Source organism: Aneurinibacillus sp. Ricciae_BoGa-3, from assembly GCF_028421645.1.
Taxonomy (GTDB): domain Bacteria; phylum Bacillota; class Bacilli; order Aneurinibacillales; family Aneurinibacillaceae; genus Aneurinibacillus_B.
Window position 1 is genome coordinate 4,206,979 of sequence record NZ_CP116887.1, and the last position, 15,371, is coordinate 4,222,349.

Sequence of the window (15,371 nt, forward strand, 5' to 3'; positions counted from 1 at the left end):
GAGCAGTCAACGCCAGGCTGGAGGGCCTGACGTGCACTCATACACTCGAAAAATTATTTTACTTGCTCATACAACGCTTTTAATTCAGGGAAACGATCCAGACTCACCGGTGCTGCGTGTGCATCATCAATATGTACCACGCCATCCTCCGCGATAAGATTTTCGCCGGCTGCATCGATTTCATAACCCCCACGATGTGGTAGATCAGTCTCCACAATTTTTCCACTCACACTGAATTCCTCTGCGTCTGATCGCTTGTCCACGATATGAAGCGTACCTGATTTACTCATGTATGCATAACCTATCATTTGCTTTCACCCCCCTTCACGCATGTGATCCGAATACACATAATCTTCCCAGCCAACTTCGTTCCCCAAGGGCATGTTCGGCATTTCTCCAACTGCTGCTTATGTTCCTTTTTCTCTGATCTGGTGCGCTTCACATCGTTCTCACCACTTTCAAGCAAACAAAAAGACCGCTCCTTTTAGGAACGGCCCCTTCGCTTTCGCTTATCTTTTGACACTACCATCGTAACACGTTCACCTCCAAACACCGCGCCAAAACCTTGCCAAAATCCAGCCAATTTCACGCCATATTCCCGCCAAAAGTCTGCCACTTATTTTTATGCTGACACTGGATCCGGGCTTTCATCCAAAACTTCCAGCTTCAACATAAAGGCCAAAGTATATACAGCCCGAGATTTCTCACGGCCATAAGTGCGCTCCGATATCTCCAACTCCATGCAGACGATATAATCATAGTTTCCCTCGACATCATCGTTCAGGTAGCGCAGCTTAATAATTTCGCGTTGTCTCTTCGGCAGCTTATTTACTGCTCGCTCCACACGTTCAGTGAGCTCCTTTATGCGCTCCTCGGCGTCTACGTTCCAGCTAGCATTATCTCCAACCGAATCGCTTGTTAAATTGGTAGGGCCGTGATATCGAGGGTCATATGAAGGAGTACTCTTAATCTCACGCCGCACAAATCCAATCCGTCTATAAATCCTCGCAGTGTCCAGTGCTTCCTCTACCCGTCGTTGTGTTTCTTTTCTGTTTATCTTAGGAAGAAAAGAGATTTGCATGACCTACTCCCCCTGCTCATGGTAAAATATTCTTGTTAGATAGTAAGCAGGGAACCCCTCACCGGTTGGCCGACCGGAAGGGGCGTTTTTTGTTTAAGTGAGATATTTAGGGGTAATAGTAAAGCAACACCCTAGAACTTACTCCCCCTGATTCCCTTCTGTTCAACAGAAGGGTTATTTATTTTGGCTTTCCTTCCACTCTGCTAGCACCTTGGTTGCTTCATATACCGCATTACTCACGTTCATTCCATTCTCCCCTTTCATATTTCGTTGCAGTGCAGACAGTTGGCTAAGATGTATAATCTTTGCACGCGATGCCTGTAATTTCTCAACTTCATCCACAAGACTTAATGCAACAGCAGCCTTAACATCCGGACACCATGGCTGGGAAAGTTCCCAGCGCAGTGATTTGAGTTGTTCACTTGTCATTTGGCTTATCATGCTAATCCCCTTACTTCTATGTCATTTATTGTTTTTATCGCCAAGAAAAATGGATAAATTTGTTGGGGTACTACAGCGTTTCCTAATCCTTTTAACCTTCCGACCCGATCTTTTGCTCCAGTAGCTACTCTTGGAGGCTCCCATCCAAATTGTTCTTGCCCTAATCCTGCAGGCCACTGATGTCTGTCCAGCCATTCGGAAATCCCATCAAGCATTCCACCCATTCTGGATTGAGTTGGCCGCTCTTTTCTGATGCGCACATCGATAGACCGACCTGCTTTCCATTCTCTACTCTTTTCTGAATGCAAGGGCTTGATAAATTCCCTCGGTCCCGATTGTCTGAAGCTTGGGGTGTCGGCCATGCCCTTAGCAGAGCACCCGGTAATGTATCCCTTGCTATCTGACTCGGTGGAAACGTGCTGTTCTTTCCATCTTGAGCCGCTGGAGTTGGCCACATCTTTACTGCAGCATGCAAATCTGGCGTCCTTCTCCCGCGTTCCGAGGGACAATCCCCTCTCAGCGTTCCTTTTGGAGTCGGCCAAGCCTTCTTCACTGCTGCTGGAAGCCCGTTCCTTGGATCGGTGACATTGATGTTCCCTCGCTTCAGTGCATCGTTGGCTCTCGGAGTCGGCCACAATGAACACTCTGTCTCTTCGATGTGGAGCACCGACGGATGCAGCCGGAAGTACAAACGCCCTTGCTTGGTAGCCTTCACCTTCCAGGTCAGCAAGTACATCGTCGAGCCCCAAAGAGATGTGTCCAGCAACATTTTCTCCAACAATCCAAGCGGGCCTGATCTCTTTAATAAGCCTAAACATTTCTGGCCAGAGGTGACGGTCATCTTCCTTGCCTCCTCGCTTCCCGGCATGACTGAAAGGCTGGCAAGGGTATCCTCCGCAAATAATGTCAATTGTTCGCTCATCGTCTATCACCCCTTCGTCTATCAATGCTTTTTTTGATAGCTTTTCTACATCTTCAAAAATCGGTACATCTGGCCAGTTTTTCCTTAGCACTTTCTGAGGGAAAGATTCAATCTCGCAGAAGGCCACTGTTTCAATTCCGGCCCATTCAGCTGCCAGGCTTATCCCACCAATACCTGAGAATAAATCTAGCATCCTCATTTCTTCTTCTCCCTCCCAACTTTGATGCAGGCTAATTTAACTTTGATGCAGGTACCCACCAACGCCCCGGAGGACGCCGGCAGGCAACCGATTCTATTACGCCGTATCCCCGCGACGCATTTCCTCAGCGATGCGTTCCTTATAAGTGTTGTAATCACGTCGCAGTTTGCCTACAGACTCCCCAAGGTGGGCCGCTACCTTCGTCCAGCTGCCTAAATTTTTCTTAGTGTGCAGCAACTGCGGAAAATCGAATGGGATGTCATCGAAAAGAGGAGCATGACCGCTGAGGATAAACTCTTCGATTTCTTCTTCGGATGGCGATTGTTCCATATCCTTTCCATCCGTTATCACTGTAAATTCACCCTCGATGATGTTCTCGCCCTCTGTTTTCTGTTGCTCCTCTTGCTTGGATTCTGGCAATGGAAATACATGAACCACTACACCAGATGCATCGGTTTGGTAGGTTGTCCGTTCTTCATGTGGTTGAAAATCCATTTCATGATTGTCAAGTCCATCAAAATCCATTTCCATCTGCGGGCTGCCGAGGTTGACGGTGACGTCCTCACCAATCATCTGTGTGATGGAAGAAAGAGCTATCGGTCTAATTTCAACATCCAGTTCTAGTGTTAACTTCAGCTTTTTATCGGTAACATTCAGACCGGCTACTCGGGCTCTAAAATCTGCGTTCATGCTTTTTTTCTCTCCTTTTTCATCTTCTGTGGTGGATTTTTTATTACGTCAATTACTTGTGACTGATGTTTTCTTAACATCACAGGTTCATGCATGGCTAAAGCGATCCTGGCAAGAACAAAAGCGTCTGTAACGTTATTGGATTTACATTCAAACCCCCATGATTTCCAAGTATGAACAGCAACCTGTTCTTTGCTGGCATTGCCCCCGGATCCTGTGAATTTCTTCAAAGCAGCTGGTGCTACTTCTGTATAAGTTAGGTCGCGTCGGTACAATTCCATCCGAATCCCCCAGCCTATACCACCCAGCAGGAAGCCAGATTGAGAGGCAAACCCAAACCCTTCAACGCAGATAACATCATCCGGCTTAACAGCCTCAGAAACGGCCTGTATGATGCTGTACATGCGTCGGGGGTCATTGCCCTTCCCTTCGATCTCCCGAGCATCCAGCAAGCTACCAGAAGGCGAGAGGGCTACAAATCCGGTTTTGGTGCTGGGGTCAATCCCGATGTAGCGCCGACTCAATGGTTTACGCCTCCATGCTTGGTCCAAAGGATATGTACAGGGACTGGTTGAGGTTGCCGGGTCATTTCGGCACCGAGCACTTTCCGGTAAGCTTCCATCAGGCTGCCTTGCTCATTTGAAGCACCGGCCAATTTTCGAATCTCCTCCTGTAGCAAATCTATTTGCCTGCCAAGTTGAATTTCTCGCCTTGCCGTATCCCGGATGGTAGCAAGTAATCCTTTGTTTTCCATCGTCAATTTTTCTATCATTCCATTTGCATCATTCAGTTTCCGCTGTATTTCAGTCCGTTGCTGTTTTAGCTCGATTACCTGCAGCTGCAACTTGGCATTTGCATCACGCATTAAGTTTTTGTTCATTTTTCTTCCTTCCTCTCCCTAGCGTCATTGGCTTCTTTCCTTTCGGTACTGGCAACGTCCGGTAATTCTCTAATTCAGCCGGCGATAATTTGTATTCAAGAACAACACCCGGCGCGTTATTTTCACGAATCTCCCGAGGAACCAGCGTTCTATTACGTCCTCGGTCATAAAAGTTGGGCATCCGGTATCTCCTCCAGTTGTACTTCGATGGCTTTATCTTGCTTATTAAATCGCATCCCCGTAACACGCCGGTTCCGCGCGTCTACTTTTGCTAGTTGGTTAGCCAAACTTGATAAAGAGACGGCTAACTGAGAAGCACATGCTCTCTCTGGAAACAAAACCCGACAAATCATTGTGTAACCACCCGGCTTTTTTCTAAAAATCTATCAAACTCGTATAACGCCTCAATGGCATCTTTGCTCAATACCTGTCCGGAAAATCGCTTTTGAAAAGTATTTGGATCCATCACTTCCCTGGTTGCCTGATAGTGTTCAATCAGCTCGTTATAAACATGCCATTTGTTCAGCATGGTGTCCCTCCAGGTTTAAGAATTTCCCGTACTCCTTGAGAAAAGCCAGTTCAGCAGTTCCTACTGCTCCGTCCCGATTCTTGGCCACGATGACTTCCACGATGTTTTTCTTCTCGCTGCTTTTGTCGTAATAATCGTCGCGGTAGAGAAAAGCGACCTTGTCGGCCGTCTGTTCGATCTCACCCGATTCGCGCAAGTCGGACATCATCGGGCGCTTGTCCTGCCTCTGTTCAACCTGGCGGCCAACCTGCGCTAGTGCAATCACTGGAACCCCAAACTCCTTCGCCATGTTCTTCAACGCTTTTGTATTCGTACTCACGGCCTCTGCCCGGGTCATGCCCCTTACTGGCGATTCGATGAACTGCAGGTAGTCGATGAAGATGGCAGCTAGGCCATGCTCCTGCTGAACTCTTCGCGCTTTCGCTTTAATTTTGGCCACCGTCTGTCGGGGCTCATCATCGATGAGTATGTTCCGTTCTGCTAGATCAACTGCAGCCATGGTCAGCTTCAAGTAATCTTGTTCGGTGATCTCTCGCCCTTCCAGATTGTACAGATTACCGAGATTAGCAATCATCCGAGCCACCAGCTTATCGGCTGACATTTCAAGTGAGAAGATCGGTATTGCCCCTGAGCTTTTCCCGGCCATATTGAGTACCAACTGATTCATCAACGCCGTTTTTCCCATTGATGGCCTAGCCGCTAAGATTATAAGCTCAGTGGGTGAACAGCCACCCAGAAGCTTGTCCAGATCATTCAGGCCAGTTGGTATCCCTGCCAGCGCACTCACAGGACCGGGGTTGTCCAATCTCTCACCAATTCGGTCTACGTAGTCCATCACCACATCACGAATCTTATGCATTGTGTTCCGAACGTTGTCGTCACCGATTTTTTCTAGTGAAGATTGTGCGTCTACCACAACCTTTTGGATATCAGCCTGGTCCATCGCCTGCCAATTACGAGCGTTAGCAATTAGTTGGTTGCCGGCCCTCATCGCGCTTCTCAGTGTGGCCAGCTGCTGTAACCTTTCAGCCCTCTGTTTGATTTCCCAGAACGAAGCGATGGAGCCTGCGACATCAGTTAAGTGGCTGGCGCTAATATCAAGCTGTTCAAATGTCGGTACCAGCTTTACTAGGTTTATCGAGTTAGAGTCTTCTTCCCAGTTTTCTACAATCGCCTGGTAAAGCTTGCGATTGGGTACCGAGTAGAACTGTTCGGGTTGAAGGGTACCGGCAACTTCCCCGATTGTCTCGGGCTCAAAAATCATGCTGGCCAGCACTTCCTCCTCGAGCTGTACATTAGCCGGGATGCTGTATTCTGCTTCGTTCACTGTCCATCCCTCCCGAATCCACGGCGCCGATAATCTTCACCAGTCATTACAACCGGTACCGTATCAAACATCAGCCGGGAAAAATTACGTTCACCAATCTTCTTTTCCGTGGCCTTACTGTCTAAGTTGGTGGTGTAAATCGTATGTTTGCCCAGCCGGCCATCCACTACCTCAAACAGCTTGGACACTGCCCAATCGCTGCCGTTCTCGGTACCAATGTCGTCGAGTACCAGGCAATCCACGCCTTTGATAATTTCAAGGAGTTGAAGCTCTGTATGATTGCTTTCCTTGTTGTAGGTGGACCTGATTTTCGTCAGCAGCTCAGGTACCGTGATAAAGATGCCGGTGAAGTCCCGTTTGATGAGTCGCTTGAGAACCGATACAGCCAGATGAGACTTGCCTACTCCGTAATCTCCTGTGAGTAAAAGGTTTTTCGATTCGTCAGCCTTAAACGTCTCCGCATAGCCATATGCCATTTCTTTTGCCCTTCTCAGGTGTATGTTAGCTGACTCGTAGTTTTCGAAAGTTGCGTTCCGGAGCGCTAGGGGGATTAGGCTGTTTTCGTCAAAGATTCGCTCCAGGTTCGTTTGGCGAGCAGCTAAATTTTCCCGCATGATTTGCTGCAGCATCTCCCTTTCCTCTGCTTCTCGCTGGCGTTTAAAGGCCTCGAGTTGTTCACCACTTATACTCGTATTTGGAGTCTTTAGAATCTCTTTCAGGCTTTTCATTTCGCTCTCCTTTCGGAAGATGAATCAGCTTTTTATCCTTCAAGGCAGCTGCTTCGGCTTTTTTCTGCCGGAACTGCTCAACTGTCCGGATGTTTTTCACTAAGCATTCCTGTAGAATCCTGTCCAGGTAAGCCCATGATCTCTTTTCGTAAATGGCTGCTTCTTGAATGGCAGCTATCACAATTGCATCTGGTTCATCGAAGTAACCTCCGTCTAACCAATCAATCATTTTGTCTCGAATGGTGTCTGTAAAACGTCCTATCTCCTGTTCATAAACAACTATTGGATTCAGATCTTCATGTGCGCTGGTTTGTGTAGGAGTAGTAGTATTAAGATCTTTTAAATTCTTTTCATTCTTGTTAGTTGTTAGTTGTCTGTTAGTTGTCTGTTGATTGTTTGTTAGTTGATGGTTAATCTCTTTGTTAGCAGGTTCATCATCACCTTGATAAAACGCCCAGTTCACAACGGTTATCAGCCTATTTCGCTTTGTTGATACGTTTGTTAGAAAACCGTGTGATTCCAGTTTGGTTAATGCGGTTCTTATGTTTTGAATTGAGACGTCAGAAGCGCAGTTTTCTTTCAGATTTTCTAGCGATGTAACAAACTGTCCTGGCTTCACCTGATAGATTTCACCTTTGAATTCCCATGTGTTTGACTGGTGATTTGCCAACAAGAGAACCGTCATCATGACATCCCGTTGCTTGCTGTTTAACTGTCTATACATCGGGCTACGTAAAGTTTTACGGTAAAGTTTTATCCACCCTTCCATGTAGCTCGCCCCTACGCCGGTATAATACGTTCCCGGTCAGTCTCACGATGAACGAGGTGCAGCTTGTCCGATACGTTTTTGGTAACAAGCCAGTTTTCAGGATTTAAACGTACAAGCAGCATGGCTTCTTTCTGTTTTCGTGTTGGCCTTTTCCCTTGTTTCATAGCCTACTCCCCCTATTAGATTGATAGAGCGGAGCGCTTAGGCGCTCCTTAGTCAAAATTCAATTGTGCAGCTTCATCCAATTCATCCTTCGGTTTGTGCTCCTGCGAGTTAGCAGGTACCTGTCCAACCTCTGGCTCCCGAATATCCTCTGCAGCTGCCGGTTCAAGATCAATTGCATCGCTGTAAACGCTCTGGGGCTCACTGGTTACATCTTTACGAACCGTTTCATCCTGGGAAGCCTGCTGTTGAATCTCGATGCTGATCGGCAAGTACTTCCACATATGCCGTATAACCGTCTTCTTGGCCATCTCCTCATAGTCCGTCACCCAGGGGCCGTTCTTGGACGCCTTGGAGCGCTGTCTGCGTCTCTCTATCTCTTCTGTATCCATTACTTCAAATTGATAGCCACCATCCTTGAAATGAGCCACGGCGTATACGTATTTCATTTCACCACGGCGTCCAGGAGCCGGCTTATGTACCAGCTTAGGATTAAGGCCCAGCTCATAATCAAAATCATCAGCTTCATAGACTGAATGTGCGTAAATGTTTTGAATCTGGCCGGACCTACGAGCTAGGTCAATCATGCCCTTGTAGCCGATAATGAACTGCGCTTCTCGTCCGTAAGGAATGATGTAGCAATGACCAATTAATCCAGGTTCAAGGCCAAGCTGTGCAGCCTGCATAACAGCACCTAAGAGAGAGGGCACGTTACACTCCAAAAGCTTTGGTGTGGTTCGAATCGTTGTTAAGGCAATTCGACCAAGACGTTCAGCATTGAGGTGACTTGGTAGGGCCTTCTCAATCTCCGGCGCCATCTTCTTTAGATAAGCTGCTATTGTTTGCTCCGGTGTAGCCGGCTTTGTTGCCGCGGCGTTTTGCCTGTTTGCTAATGCGTTTTTTGCATCGTTATTTGTCGCCATTCAGGTTTTCCTCCAAAACAGTAAGTGTTAAAAACCATTCTCTTTCTTGGTCAAACTCGAAAAGATAAAAATTTCTTTCCTCTACATAAACACCTGTGACAATGAGTTTATCTGCTACAATGTTTTTCACTAAAAACAGGCTATCAATTATTTGCCCTTCCTCGTCATGCCCCTTGATACGAACCGCTTTACCTAGCAGTTCCGGGTTGAATGCCGGTTGCATCACTGATAATTCCATTATCCAGCCCTCCTATTTCGCTACCTTCACGCTAAAACGGCGCGAGGTGGATACTTTAGCAAATCTTTCGTAGATATCCGGGTGTTCAGTTTTCAACGCCTTTGAATCGATGCGCCGGCTTTCGACGTTTTTCCAGGTGATAATATGCTGACTAGCGATTCCTGTTTCAAAGTCACCAATCATGGCTTTCAGCTGGTTCTCAATCTCGGCCACGCGCTCTTCAGCAGCCTTCGCCTCGCTCTTGGCATAGTCGAGTCTCTCAAGCAAATCATCAGCTTCGAGAGGAAGTTCCGTTTCACTTTCCGGCTCTCCGACCGGGTGAATTTTCTTCAACAGTTCGGTAGATGCCTCGGAACCATCGAGAACCGGGGGAACCTGTGCAAGCACATGATTTTCCCAGAAGTTTTTCTCAATATCGATGAGCTGTGCGATTAATTCCTCGTCACGATCAATTTTTTTATGGATAAACGTGTTGCCGCCGACCAGAACGGCAATCCACCAAGATTGGAAGCCCGTGACCGCCATATAGTGCTGACACTGAATCAGGTACTGAATGGGAACCTCATCGCCTTCCCACAGTTCTTTGAGGTAAGCAGAGGCCGTTTTGCACTCCAAGCCTACCTGTTCACCAACGATGAGCCTGTCCACATTGGCGAGCATAAACGGATATTCTGGATGCTGCAGAACTGCGTTACGGCGCTTTACTTTGAGCCCTGTACGAGAGGAAAATTCCTTTGCGACAATATCCTCAAGGACATTGCCCCAATAAGCTGCTTCCCCGGGCTCGTCCTGTTTCAGCTGACCCGTTTTCTCAAGATAAACAACAACCGGTGATTTGTATTTACTCAGGCCGGCAATAGCTGCAGCGTCGGATCCACCGATGCCACCCTTCCGGATTTCAAGCCATGATTGCCTGTCCATGTTTAATGTGGACACCAGTACATTTGCTTGCATGTGAATCACTCCCTATTTGATTTTCAAAGTTCAACCGTGGTAGATTAAAAGTGGTAAATATATTTGTGCATTAGATGACCTGTTGCGAGCAGGTCATTTTTTATATAAAATCACTCTGGCTCATTCCCGTTTCGTACCAAGGATTGTATGGTGTCTCAGGAATTTCCTCCAGTTCCGCAAAGTATTGGTCGAATGTATCCTGAATCACTTGATGCCGGTATACCCGATCACCAATCTCTTCCGCATCATTGATGCCTACCAGGTCGATAAGCACCCGGGTAAACACCCTCTCACTAATGGGCAGATTCACAGCCAAGCGTTTTGAGAGGATCTCGGCAACCTGGTCGGCAACATCAGCAATTTTCTGACCAAATCTAGTAAGCTTTCCGACTGGGTCAAACGGTAGTGTCTCAACGCCGGGAGGATAGCTTGTACCAAAATTTACGCTCATGTTATTCACCTTCTTTCTACGCCTGTCTCATCAGCACCGGTAGGCTACCTCCGGTGGACCGCGCGCCCAAATGGGCGCAGGTTTCGACATTTATCCGACTTTGTGATAATATTCAAGTAACGATATTTTTGCTTAAGCCGTCTGTTCGCTGCAGGCGGTTTTTCTATTTTTAGCTTGATGTTCGGATACTGCTTTAAGCATCAGCAGTCGTGTCTTTTTAGGAATGCTTAACCAATCTTTTGCAATTATGAGCACCCTTGTTCACTCCTCAAAATGTTCCGGATTTAATCCGTTCAATGTATTCCCTATTCCATGATTCAATTTCAGTAGCCGTATATCGTTCTTCGATTACACCGCACATGATGAGGGCAAAAATTGCCGCGTCTTTTAGCTCCTGCCAAACCTTCTGATCGTTCACGATCCGCTTTCGATAAACGCCAGAAACGCGATACTCATCTAAGGCTTGAAGCCCCTCTTCCAACTCCTTCATGGCCATGTCCTTTACGTTCCCAGGATGCAAATCTAAATTTATGTATTTCAGGACATCAATGATAAAGCCATGTGTTCGTTCATCAGCTAGCGCCAAGGCAAATTGCCAACTTACTGCAGCCAGCTGCGCGTCACTACTTTCCTGCCAAGATCTCGTTCCGTTTTCATATCTCGAAATCGTTGAATAGTCATAACCAACCAGTTCTCCAAACTCACGAGTGCTTAGGCGTTTGCTGTGACGATAGCTTCGAATTTTGTCACCGATAGACACTGTTACCGGCCTCCTTTGTCAACAAATTTGAACAGCAGCCATGTTACGATTGACTTACAGCAACTAGATCGGGAGCAATTTCTGCTACATAAAGCCAACGTTCAAGAGACATCATTTCGCAGATCGTAAGCTGCTGCATGTCCGAATAATTTTGCCAGTAGAACTGCTTTTTTCGCATTTCGGCGATGGTGGTTTCAACGGGATCCAATTGGCTCACCTGCCTTTCTCTCGGTCAACAAAGATTCTTTTAGTTTTAGATAGCGTTGCTGAAGTGGCTCGAATCCTTTAATTTGCTCTTTATAAGCAAGATTGTTCAAGGATTTTAGGTACTCTAACGCTTCGTTTAATTCTCTGTAGCTTTCATCAAGATAAAGCCGGTAGAAATCTTTCTCTTTCAAAGAGTTTTCAGCTAGGTAAAGCGAAGAGTTAAAGCACTCTAGCATCATTCTTGTTCCATGGAGAAGTGCTAGCTGTACACCAAAGGGGAGTTCATTCATACTTCTTCACCTCCCTTCTTGCGTTGTATGTGGTGCGCGAAGCTGGTTGTGTATTGTTCAAGTCTGTCGAGTTCTTGCAGCTTCCGTTCCGATGCAGGAAGGTCAATTACTTCGCTGCATTTTTCTTTCAGTAGAAATGATGACTCTGCTATTGGGTCAAGCTGGCGTTTCACTTTGTGCCTCCTTTTCTGCTGCTACAATTCGGGGCAGGATGTTTTCGATAATGTAATCAAAAAAACGAATCATCGTTTCTTCTGTTGGCAAAACGGTGATTGAACCATCTTCGTGAGTCACAACCTTTTGTTTTGGTTTATTCATTCTTCCCTCTCCCCTTTCGCTTTGTATATGGATATGCTCCGGAAGGGATCGGACAACCTTACTGGCTTGTAATTTGTAGGATTTTCCACTTACCTGTCGAATGATTAGATTCGGAAGAACCGGACTTTGGCGAGTTGGCGTTCTTCCAATGGCACAGACAGAAGGTGGTGAATGACATATGGATGAAAAAATACTTGAATCTGCTAAGGAATTAACTTTGCACATCCTTGAGAAAACAAACTTAAATTACTCCAAAGAATCAGCTGAAGAATTTACAGTAAGAGTGTTCAAAAACGTTTACCAAACCATTAAGGACACTGTGGGAAACCAAGAATAGTTATCTAGAAGCTTTTAGTAATTCCGCTGTTGCCTTAATAACCTCCGGCAAGATTTTCAATTCTTCGCTGGAGGAACCTTCTTCCACACACCGACGAATCCACATATTTAAACTGGCAATCGTTTGCTCGATTTCATTCATCCTTCTCACCCCCTTCCAGTTGAGGATGGTTATTCCAGCGAGGATAGATAAAAAAATTAGGCTGAATCATTCATTATACTCTTAGAAACTAAGAACTTTTTGTTAAAAAAATCTCTTTCTTCTAAAGAAAGCCCATTGATGAATATTTTTTCAAACTCTTCTGCTGTCATCGCCGTTTGGCCATTAATAATTCGATAAAATCTTTTCCTCTCTATGTTTGCTTTATCAGCAAGATGATTAAATCTTAGGCCATTTTCTTCTGCATAATTTCTAATTCTTTCATACATTTTCATGTGCATCACCGCCATTCTTAAAATCTAAGAACTTTATGTTTATATAATAATTCTTAATTTCTAAGAAGTCAACAAGAAATTCTAATTATCTAAGAAAATTATCTAAAATAATAAGAAACATGCTATCTTTTTCTTAGGAGGTGAGAATAAAATGTCTGATTTAGGAAATAGATTGCGTTCTGCTCGCGAAAAAGTAGGGCTTAAGCAAATCCAAGTAAAGGAACGTACTGGTATAAATAACAAAACTCTTAGTGGATATGAAAACGGAGTTAGCGAACCTGACTTGGAGTCTCTAAAAACATTGGCCGCATTATATAAAGTAAGTTACGACTGGCTTCTAAACGGAGAATCTAATGCGAAATCCAATGATGACGATCAAAAAATAAACCTCCATACCTTCTCCTCCCGCCTAAAAAACGGGTTTCATGATAAAAACATAACGATTGAACAGGCTGCAGAAGAATGCGACGTCTCACCTGAATACATAACACAACTTATGAATGAACCTAAAAGACTCCCGGGTGCCACTACCCTCTTTAATTTAGCCAACCTGCTTGGGGTGACCCCAGACTACCTCGGCGGATTTACAGACGATCCTGCCGGGACAAGCGCAAATACTCCTCGTCCAAAGGATATGGCCGAATTCCTCGACAGGGAAGAAGTCATGTTCCAGGGTGTTCCTCTTACCGATGAGGACAAGGAAAAAGTGAAAAATGTTTTGGCCGCTGTCTTTATGGATGCAAAGAAGCGCAACAAGAGAAAATAGCGACACTGTAAGCACTAAAATAGTGTCGCATTTTTTTACACCATTTGGTTGGAAAAGCTTGGGGGTATTGGCAATGGATGTGGGGAAGGTTGTGAAAAAACTAATCACCCAGTATAAAACGCGCAATCCTTTCGAAATTGCAGAGTATAAAAAAATACATATACAGTTTTCAGAATTGCCAAGTAGCATTAGGGGGATGGCTGTAAAAGCATTAAGACAAAAATACATAATCCTGAATCAAGAAATGCATCACTTCGAGCAGCGTGCTGTGTGCGCGCATGAACTGGGGCATCATTTTCTTCACCCTGGTAGCAGCTACCGCTTTATCGAGGAGCATTCCCTATTCTCGCCTGGCCGTTTTGAACGAGAAGCGAATGAGTTTGCCGCTGCTCTATTAATCGATAGCTCATTAATAGAAATAAGAGATACCAACCACATCATTGCTAATAAAGCTGAGGTTCCAGTCGAGCTGGTTGGGTATTACAAGCCGTTTTCCGATATGCTTGTTCGAGGCGAAGGCCGTGTTGGGATGATAAAGATGGTTTGAACACGTTTTACCGTGAAATGTTTACAGATAAACAATAAACATTTGAAAAAATGGAGGAGAAATAAAATGAAAAGATTTTGTTTAACTTGTGCATTAATCTTTCCTGTAGGATTAATTGGTTGTACAACTACAGAGCAACCAGCCAAAACTTATGTACACACAACTTTTGGCGACATTGAACAAACATCAAGCAGCCAATCTAAAACCACCGATACAAAAGAAGCATCCAGCCCATCAGCTCAAACTAGCGATACAAAGGTACCCAATTCTCAACCAGATACGCAAAATGCAACTGATCAATCATCTCAAGCTTCTTCGCCAAAAATATCAGGTGACAATGCTACGATTTCTGGACTGGCAGCTACGAGCCAGGAATCATATGATTTAATGGGCAAAGTAATAGCGCGAAATAATCAAGATGCAGTAAAACAGATGGTGGTTAACGGAGAAATACTGATGTTACCCGAAGGAACAAAAGTTCTCCTCGTAGACCGAGGTTTAATCACAACTGAAGCTAAGATTACAGAGGGACCATATGCAGGAGCAGAAGTATGGGTTCCTAGTGAAGTAGTTAAATAAAAAATGTATTTTTTTGGCGAAACTGCCGCAGATGGGCTTAAATAAAAAAATTATCGCAAACAACACAGCTTTCCCTCGCGTTTTTACCAGGGATCAAATGAAAAGGGTTTGCATTTTTGTTTTTCAAAAAAATATGGTTAACGAGGTGAAAAATTTTGTTGCATTTAGATATTGATAATTTGAACTTTAGTAAAATTTTTATCGAGCTCCGATATGGTGAAGCATTTACGCTCCCTACCAAAAAATACGAAATTTTAGAAGCCCTCAAAAATAAATACACAGCTTACAATGCTGATCAAGCGGAGGTGCTTTCCCTATTAAATACTGAAAAAAGATTTCAAATACATATAGAGATAAATCGAATGGTTATAGATTGGGATGCCCCCATTTCTTTTAAAGACTTTTCAAATTTCACTTTGCCAGTTGTTAATACCATATCTAAAATCCTTCAAATTGGCTCATATATTCGTGTAGGCATCCGTTCTCTCTTAACTGCACAAATAAATAGTGCCGATGAAATAAATCAATATATCTTCCAAAAATATTTTTCTTCAAATGCTAGAGATACATCGTTAATTGCCGATGAGATATCTAACCCAGCAATTAAATTTTCAGGACGTAAGGGTCAAGTTCACTTTAATATGACTGTTGGGTATCAACAAGTACTTGAAGCTGCAGCAAATACAGGTCAAATCGAAACGTTATATCACAATTTGCTGGTTGATATTGATTCTTTTAGAAGTAATATTAATAAAAATCGATTACAAAATCTTTTCACTGATACTGATACGTTTCTTAACGATAATGTAAAACGTTATCTAAAAGGAGTGGAGAGTTAA

The 15,371-nt window shown here is 44.7% G+C and carries 31 protein-coding genes and 1 other RNA gene; 5 read left to right on the forward strand and 27 right to left on the reverse strand.

Annotation, left to right across the window (positions count from 1 at the left end; genetic code table 11):
• Positions 1–53: 53 nt before the first annotated feature.
• From PP175_RS21430 to PP175_RS21550, 25 genes are all read right to left on the reverse strand, one after another.
• Complete coding sequence (locus PP175_RS21430; protein WP_272440252.1) at positions 54–308, reverse strand: hypothetical protein; 255 nt, start codon at positions 306–308, stop codon at positions 54–56.
• Positions 309–622: 314 nt separating this feature from the next.
• Entirely contained in the window at positions 623–1,081 is a 459-nt protein-coding gene (locus PP175_RS21435; protein ID WP_272440253.1) for an ArpU family phage packaging/lysis transcriptional regulator, read from the reverse strand.
• Between the two features lie 174 nt (positions 1,082–1,255).
• On the reverse strand, positions 1,256–1,522 hold the full coding sequence (locus PP175_RS21440; protein WP_272440254.1) for a hypothetical protein: 267 nt from the start codon (positions 1,520–1,522) through the stop codon (positions 1,256–1,258).
• Complete coding sequence (locus tag PP175_RS21445) at positions 1,519–2,643, reverse strand: DNA cytosine methyltransferase (protein ID WP_272440255.1); 1,125 nt, start codon at positions 2,641–2,643, stop codon at positions 1,519–1,521. The genes PP175_RS21440 and PP175_RS21445 overlap by 4 nt, the downstream gene beginning before the upstream one ends.
• A 96-nt stretch (positions 2,644–2,739) precedes the next feature.
• Entirely contained in the window at positions 2,740–3,333 is a 594-nt protein-coding gene (locus PP175_RS21450) for a hypothetical protein (RefSeq protein ID WP_272440256.1), read from the reverse strand.
• Entirely contained in the window at positions 3,330–3,857 is a 528-nt protein-coding gene (locus PP175_RS21455; protein WP_272440257.1) for a RuvC family protein, read from the reverse strand. The genes PP175_RS21450 and PP175_RS21455 overlap by 4 nt, the downstream gene beginning before the upstream one ends.
• Positions 3,854–4,213, reverse strand: coding sequence for a hypothetical protein (locus tag PP175_RS21460; RefSeq protein WP_272440258.1), 360 nt, complete (start codon positions 4,211–4,213; stop codon positions 3,854–3,856). Before PP175_RS21460 ends, PP175_RS21455 begins: the two co-directional genes overlap by 4 nt.
• Complete coding sequence (locus PP175_RS21465) at positions 4,191–4,394, reverse strand: hypothetical protein (RefSeq protein ID WP_272440259.1); 204 nt, start codon at positions 4,392–4,394, stop codon at positions 4,191–4,193. The genes PP175_RS21460 and PP175_RS21465 overlap by 23 nt, the downstream gene beginning before the upstream one ends.
• Positions 4,378–4,566, reverse strand: coding sequence for a hypothetical protein (locus tag PP175_RS21470; RefSeq protein ID WP_272440260.1), 189 nt, complete (start codon positions 4,564–4,566; stop codon positions 4,378–4,380). Before PP175_RS21470 ends, PP175_RS21465 begins: the two co-directional genes overlap by 17 nt.
• Entirely contained in the window at positions 4,563–4,742 is a 180-nt protein-coding gene (locus PP175_RS21475; protein WP_272440261.1) for a hypothetical protein, read from the reverse strand. Before PP175_RS21475 ends, PP175_RS21470 begins: the two co-directional genes overlap by 4 nt.
• The gene (gene dnaB / locus PP175_RS21480) at positions 4,717–6,069 is read right to left on the reverse strand and encodes a replicative DNA helicase (protein WP_272440262.1); all 1,353 of its coding nucleotides are present in this window, start codon (positions 6,067–6,069) and stop codon (positions 4,717–4,719) included. The genes PP175_RS21475 and dnaB overlap by 26 nt, the downstream gene beginning before the upstream one ends.
• Entirely contained in the window at positions 6,066–6,797 is a 732-nt protein-coding gene (locus PP175_RS21485) for an ATP-binding protein (RefSeq protein WP_272440263.1), read from the reverse strand. Before PP175_RS21485 ends, dnaB begins: the two co-directional genes overlap by 4 nt.
• The gene (locus PP175_RS21490) at positions 6,745–7,566 is read right to left on the reverse strand and encodes a DnaD domain-containing protein (protein ID WP_272440264.1); all 822 of its coding nucleotides are present in this window, start codon (positions 7,564–7,566) and stop codon (positions 6,745–6,747) included. Before PP175_RS21490 ends, PP175_RS21485 begins: the two co-directional genes overlap by 53 nt.
• Before the next feature lie 11 nt (positions 7,567–7,577).
• Positions 7,578–7,730: a DUF6906 family protein gene (locus PP175_RS21495; RefSeq protein ID WP_272440265.1), complete on the reverse strand. Its 153-nt coding sequence runs from the start codon at positions 7,728–7,730 to the stop codon at positions 7,578–7,580.
• 48 nt (positions 7,731–7,778) lie between these two features.
• A complete protein-coding gene (recT, locus tag PP175_RS21500; protein WP_272440266.1) occupies positions 7,779–8,651 on the reverse strand; it encodes a recombination protein RecT in 873 nt (290 codons plus the stop codon).
• The gene (locus PP175_RS21505; protein ID WP_272440267.1) at positions 8,638–8,889 is read right to left on the reverse strand and encodes a hypothetical protein; all 252 of its coding nucleotides are present in this window, start codon (positions 8,887–8,889) and stop codon (positions 8,638–8,640) included. The genes recT and PP175_RS21505 overlap by 14 nt, the downstream gene beginning before the upstream one ends.
• 12 nt (positions 8,890–8,901) lie before the next feature.
• A complete protein-coding gene (locus PP175_RS21510; protein WP_272440268.1) occupies positions 8,902–9,843 on the reverse strand; it encodes a YqaJ viral recombinase family nuclease in 942 nt (313 codons plus the stop codon).
• A 100-nt stretch (positions 9,844–9,943) separates the two neighbouring features.
• A complete protein-coding gene (locus tag PP175_RS21515; RefSeq protein ID WP_272440269.1) occupies positions 9,944–10,294 on the reverse strand; it encodes a hypothetical protein in 351 nt (116 codons plus the stop codon).
• 16 nt (positions 10,295–10,310) lie between these two features.
• An RNA gene (locus tag PP175_RS21520) (hammerhead ribozyme type II) lies at positions 10,311–10,383 on the reverse strand.
• Positions 10,384–10,426: 43 nt separating this feature from the next.
• Positions 10,427–10,549 (reverse strand): hypothetical protein, encoded by a 123-nt coding sequence (locus PP175_RS21525; RefSeq protein ID WP_272440270.1) that lies wholly within the window; start codon positions 10,547–10,549, stop codon positions 10,427–10,429.
• A gap of 13 nt (positions 10,550–10,562) precedes the next feature.
• On the reverse strand, positions 10,563–11,054 hold the full coding sequence (locus tag PP175_RS21530; protein ID WP_272440271.1) for a helix-turn-helix domain-containing protein: 492 nt from the start codon (positions 11,052–11,054) through the stop codon (positions 10,563–10,565).
• A 43-nt stretch (positions 11,055–11,097) separates the two neighbouring features.
• Positions 11,098–11,262 (reverse strand): hypothetical protein, encoded by a 165-nt coding sequence (locus PP175_RS21535; RefSeq protein ID WP_272440272.1) that lies wholly within the window; start codon positions 11,260–11,262, stop codon positions 11,098–11,100.
• A complete protein-coding gene (locus PP175_RS21540; RefSeq protein WP_272440273.1) occupies positions 11,249–11,551 on the reverse strand; it encodes a hypothetical protein in 303 nt (100 codons plus the stop codon). The genes PP175_RS21535 and PP175_RS21540 overlap by 14 nt, the downstream gene beginning before the upstream one ends.
• Complete coding sequence (locus PP175_RS21545; protein WP_272440274.1) at positions 11,548–11,724, reverse strand: hypothetical protein; 177 nt, start codon at positions 11,722–11,724, stop codon at positions 11,548–11,550. Before PP175_RS21545 ends, PP175_RS21540 begins: the two co-directional genes overlap by 4 nt.
• A complete protein-coding gene (locus tag PP175_RS21550) occupies positions 11,708–11,869 on the reverse strand; it encodes a hypothetical protein (protein WP_272440275.1) in 162 nt (53 codons plus the stop codon). The genes PP175_RS21545 and PP175_RS21550 overlap by 17 nt, the downstream gene beginning before the upstream one ends.
• A 178-nt stretch (positions 11,870–12,047) precedes the next feature.
• Here PP175_RS21550 and PP175_RS21555 point away from each other — a divergent pair, with 178 nt between their 5' ends.
• Complete coding sequence (locus PP175_RS21555) at positions 12,048–12,206, forward strand: hypothetical protein (protein WP_272440276.1); 159 nt, start codon at positions 12,048–12,050, stop codon at positions 12,204–12,206.
• Here PP175_RS21555 and PP175_RS21560 read toward each other — a convergent pair whose 3' ends face one another.
• Both PP175_RS21560 and PP175_RS21565 read right to left on the reverse strand, forming a co-directional pair.
• Entirely contained in the window at positions 12,207–12,347 is a 141-nt protein-coding gene (locus tag PP175_RS21560) for a hypothetical protein (protein WP_272440277.1), read from the reverse strand. It abuts the gene before it with no gap.
• 56 nt (positions 12,348–12,403) lie between these two features.
• A complete protein-coding gene (locus PP175_RS21565) occupies positions 12,404–12,640 on the reverse strand; it encodes a helix-turn-helix domain-containing protein (RefSeq protein WP_272440278.1) in 237 nt (78 codons plus the stop codon).
• Between the two features lie 151 nt (positions 12,641–12,791).
• Between PP175_RS21565 and PP175_RS21570 the strand changes: the two genes are divergently transcribed.
• The 4 genes from PP175_RS21570 (at position 12,792) to PP175_RS21585 (ending at position 15,371) form a co-directional block, all read left to right on the forward strand.
• On the forward strand, positions 12,792–13,406 hold the full coding sequence (locus PP175_RS21570) for a helix-turn-helix domain-containing protein (RefSeq protein ID WP_272440279.1): 615 nt from the start codon (positions 12,792–12,794) through the stop codon (positions 13,404–13,406).
• Between the two features lie 73 nt (positions 13,407–13,479).
• Complete coding sequence (locus PP175_RS21575) at positions 13,480–13,953, forward strand: ImmA/IrrE family metallo-endopeptidase (RefSeq protein ID WP_272440280.1); 474 nt, start codon at positions 13,480–13,482, stop codon at positions 13,951–13,953.
• A gap of 66 nt (positions 13,954–14,019) precedes the next feature.
• Positions 14,020–14,532: a hypothetical protein gene (locus tag PP175_RS21580; RefSeq protein ID WP_272440281.1), complete on the forward strand. Its 513-nt coding sequence runs from the start codon at positions 14,020–14,022 to the stop codon at positions 14,530–14,532.
• A gap of 158 nt (positions 14,533–14,690) precedes the next feature.
• A complete protein-coding gene (locus PP175_RS21585) occupies positions 14,691–15,371 on the forward strand; it encodes a hypothetical protein (RefSeq protein WP_272440282.1) in 681 nt (226 codons plus the stop codon).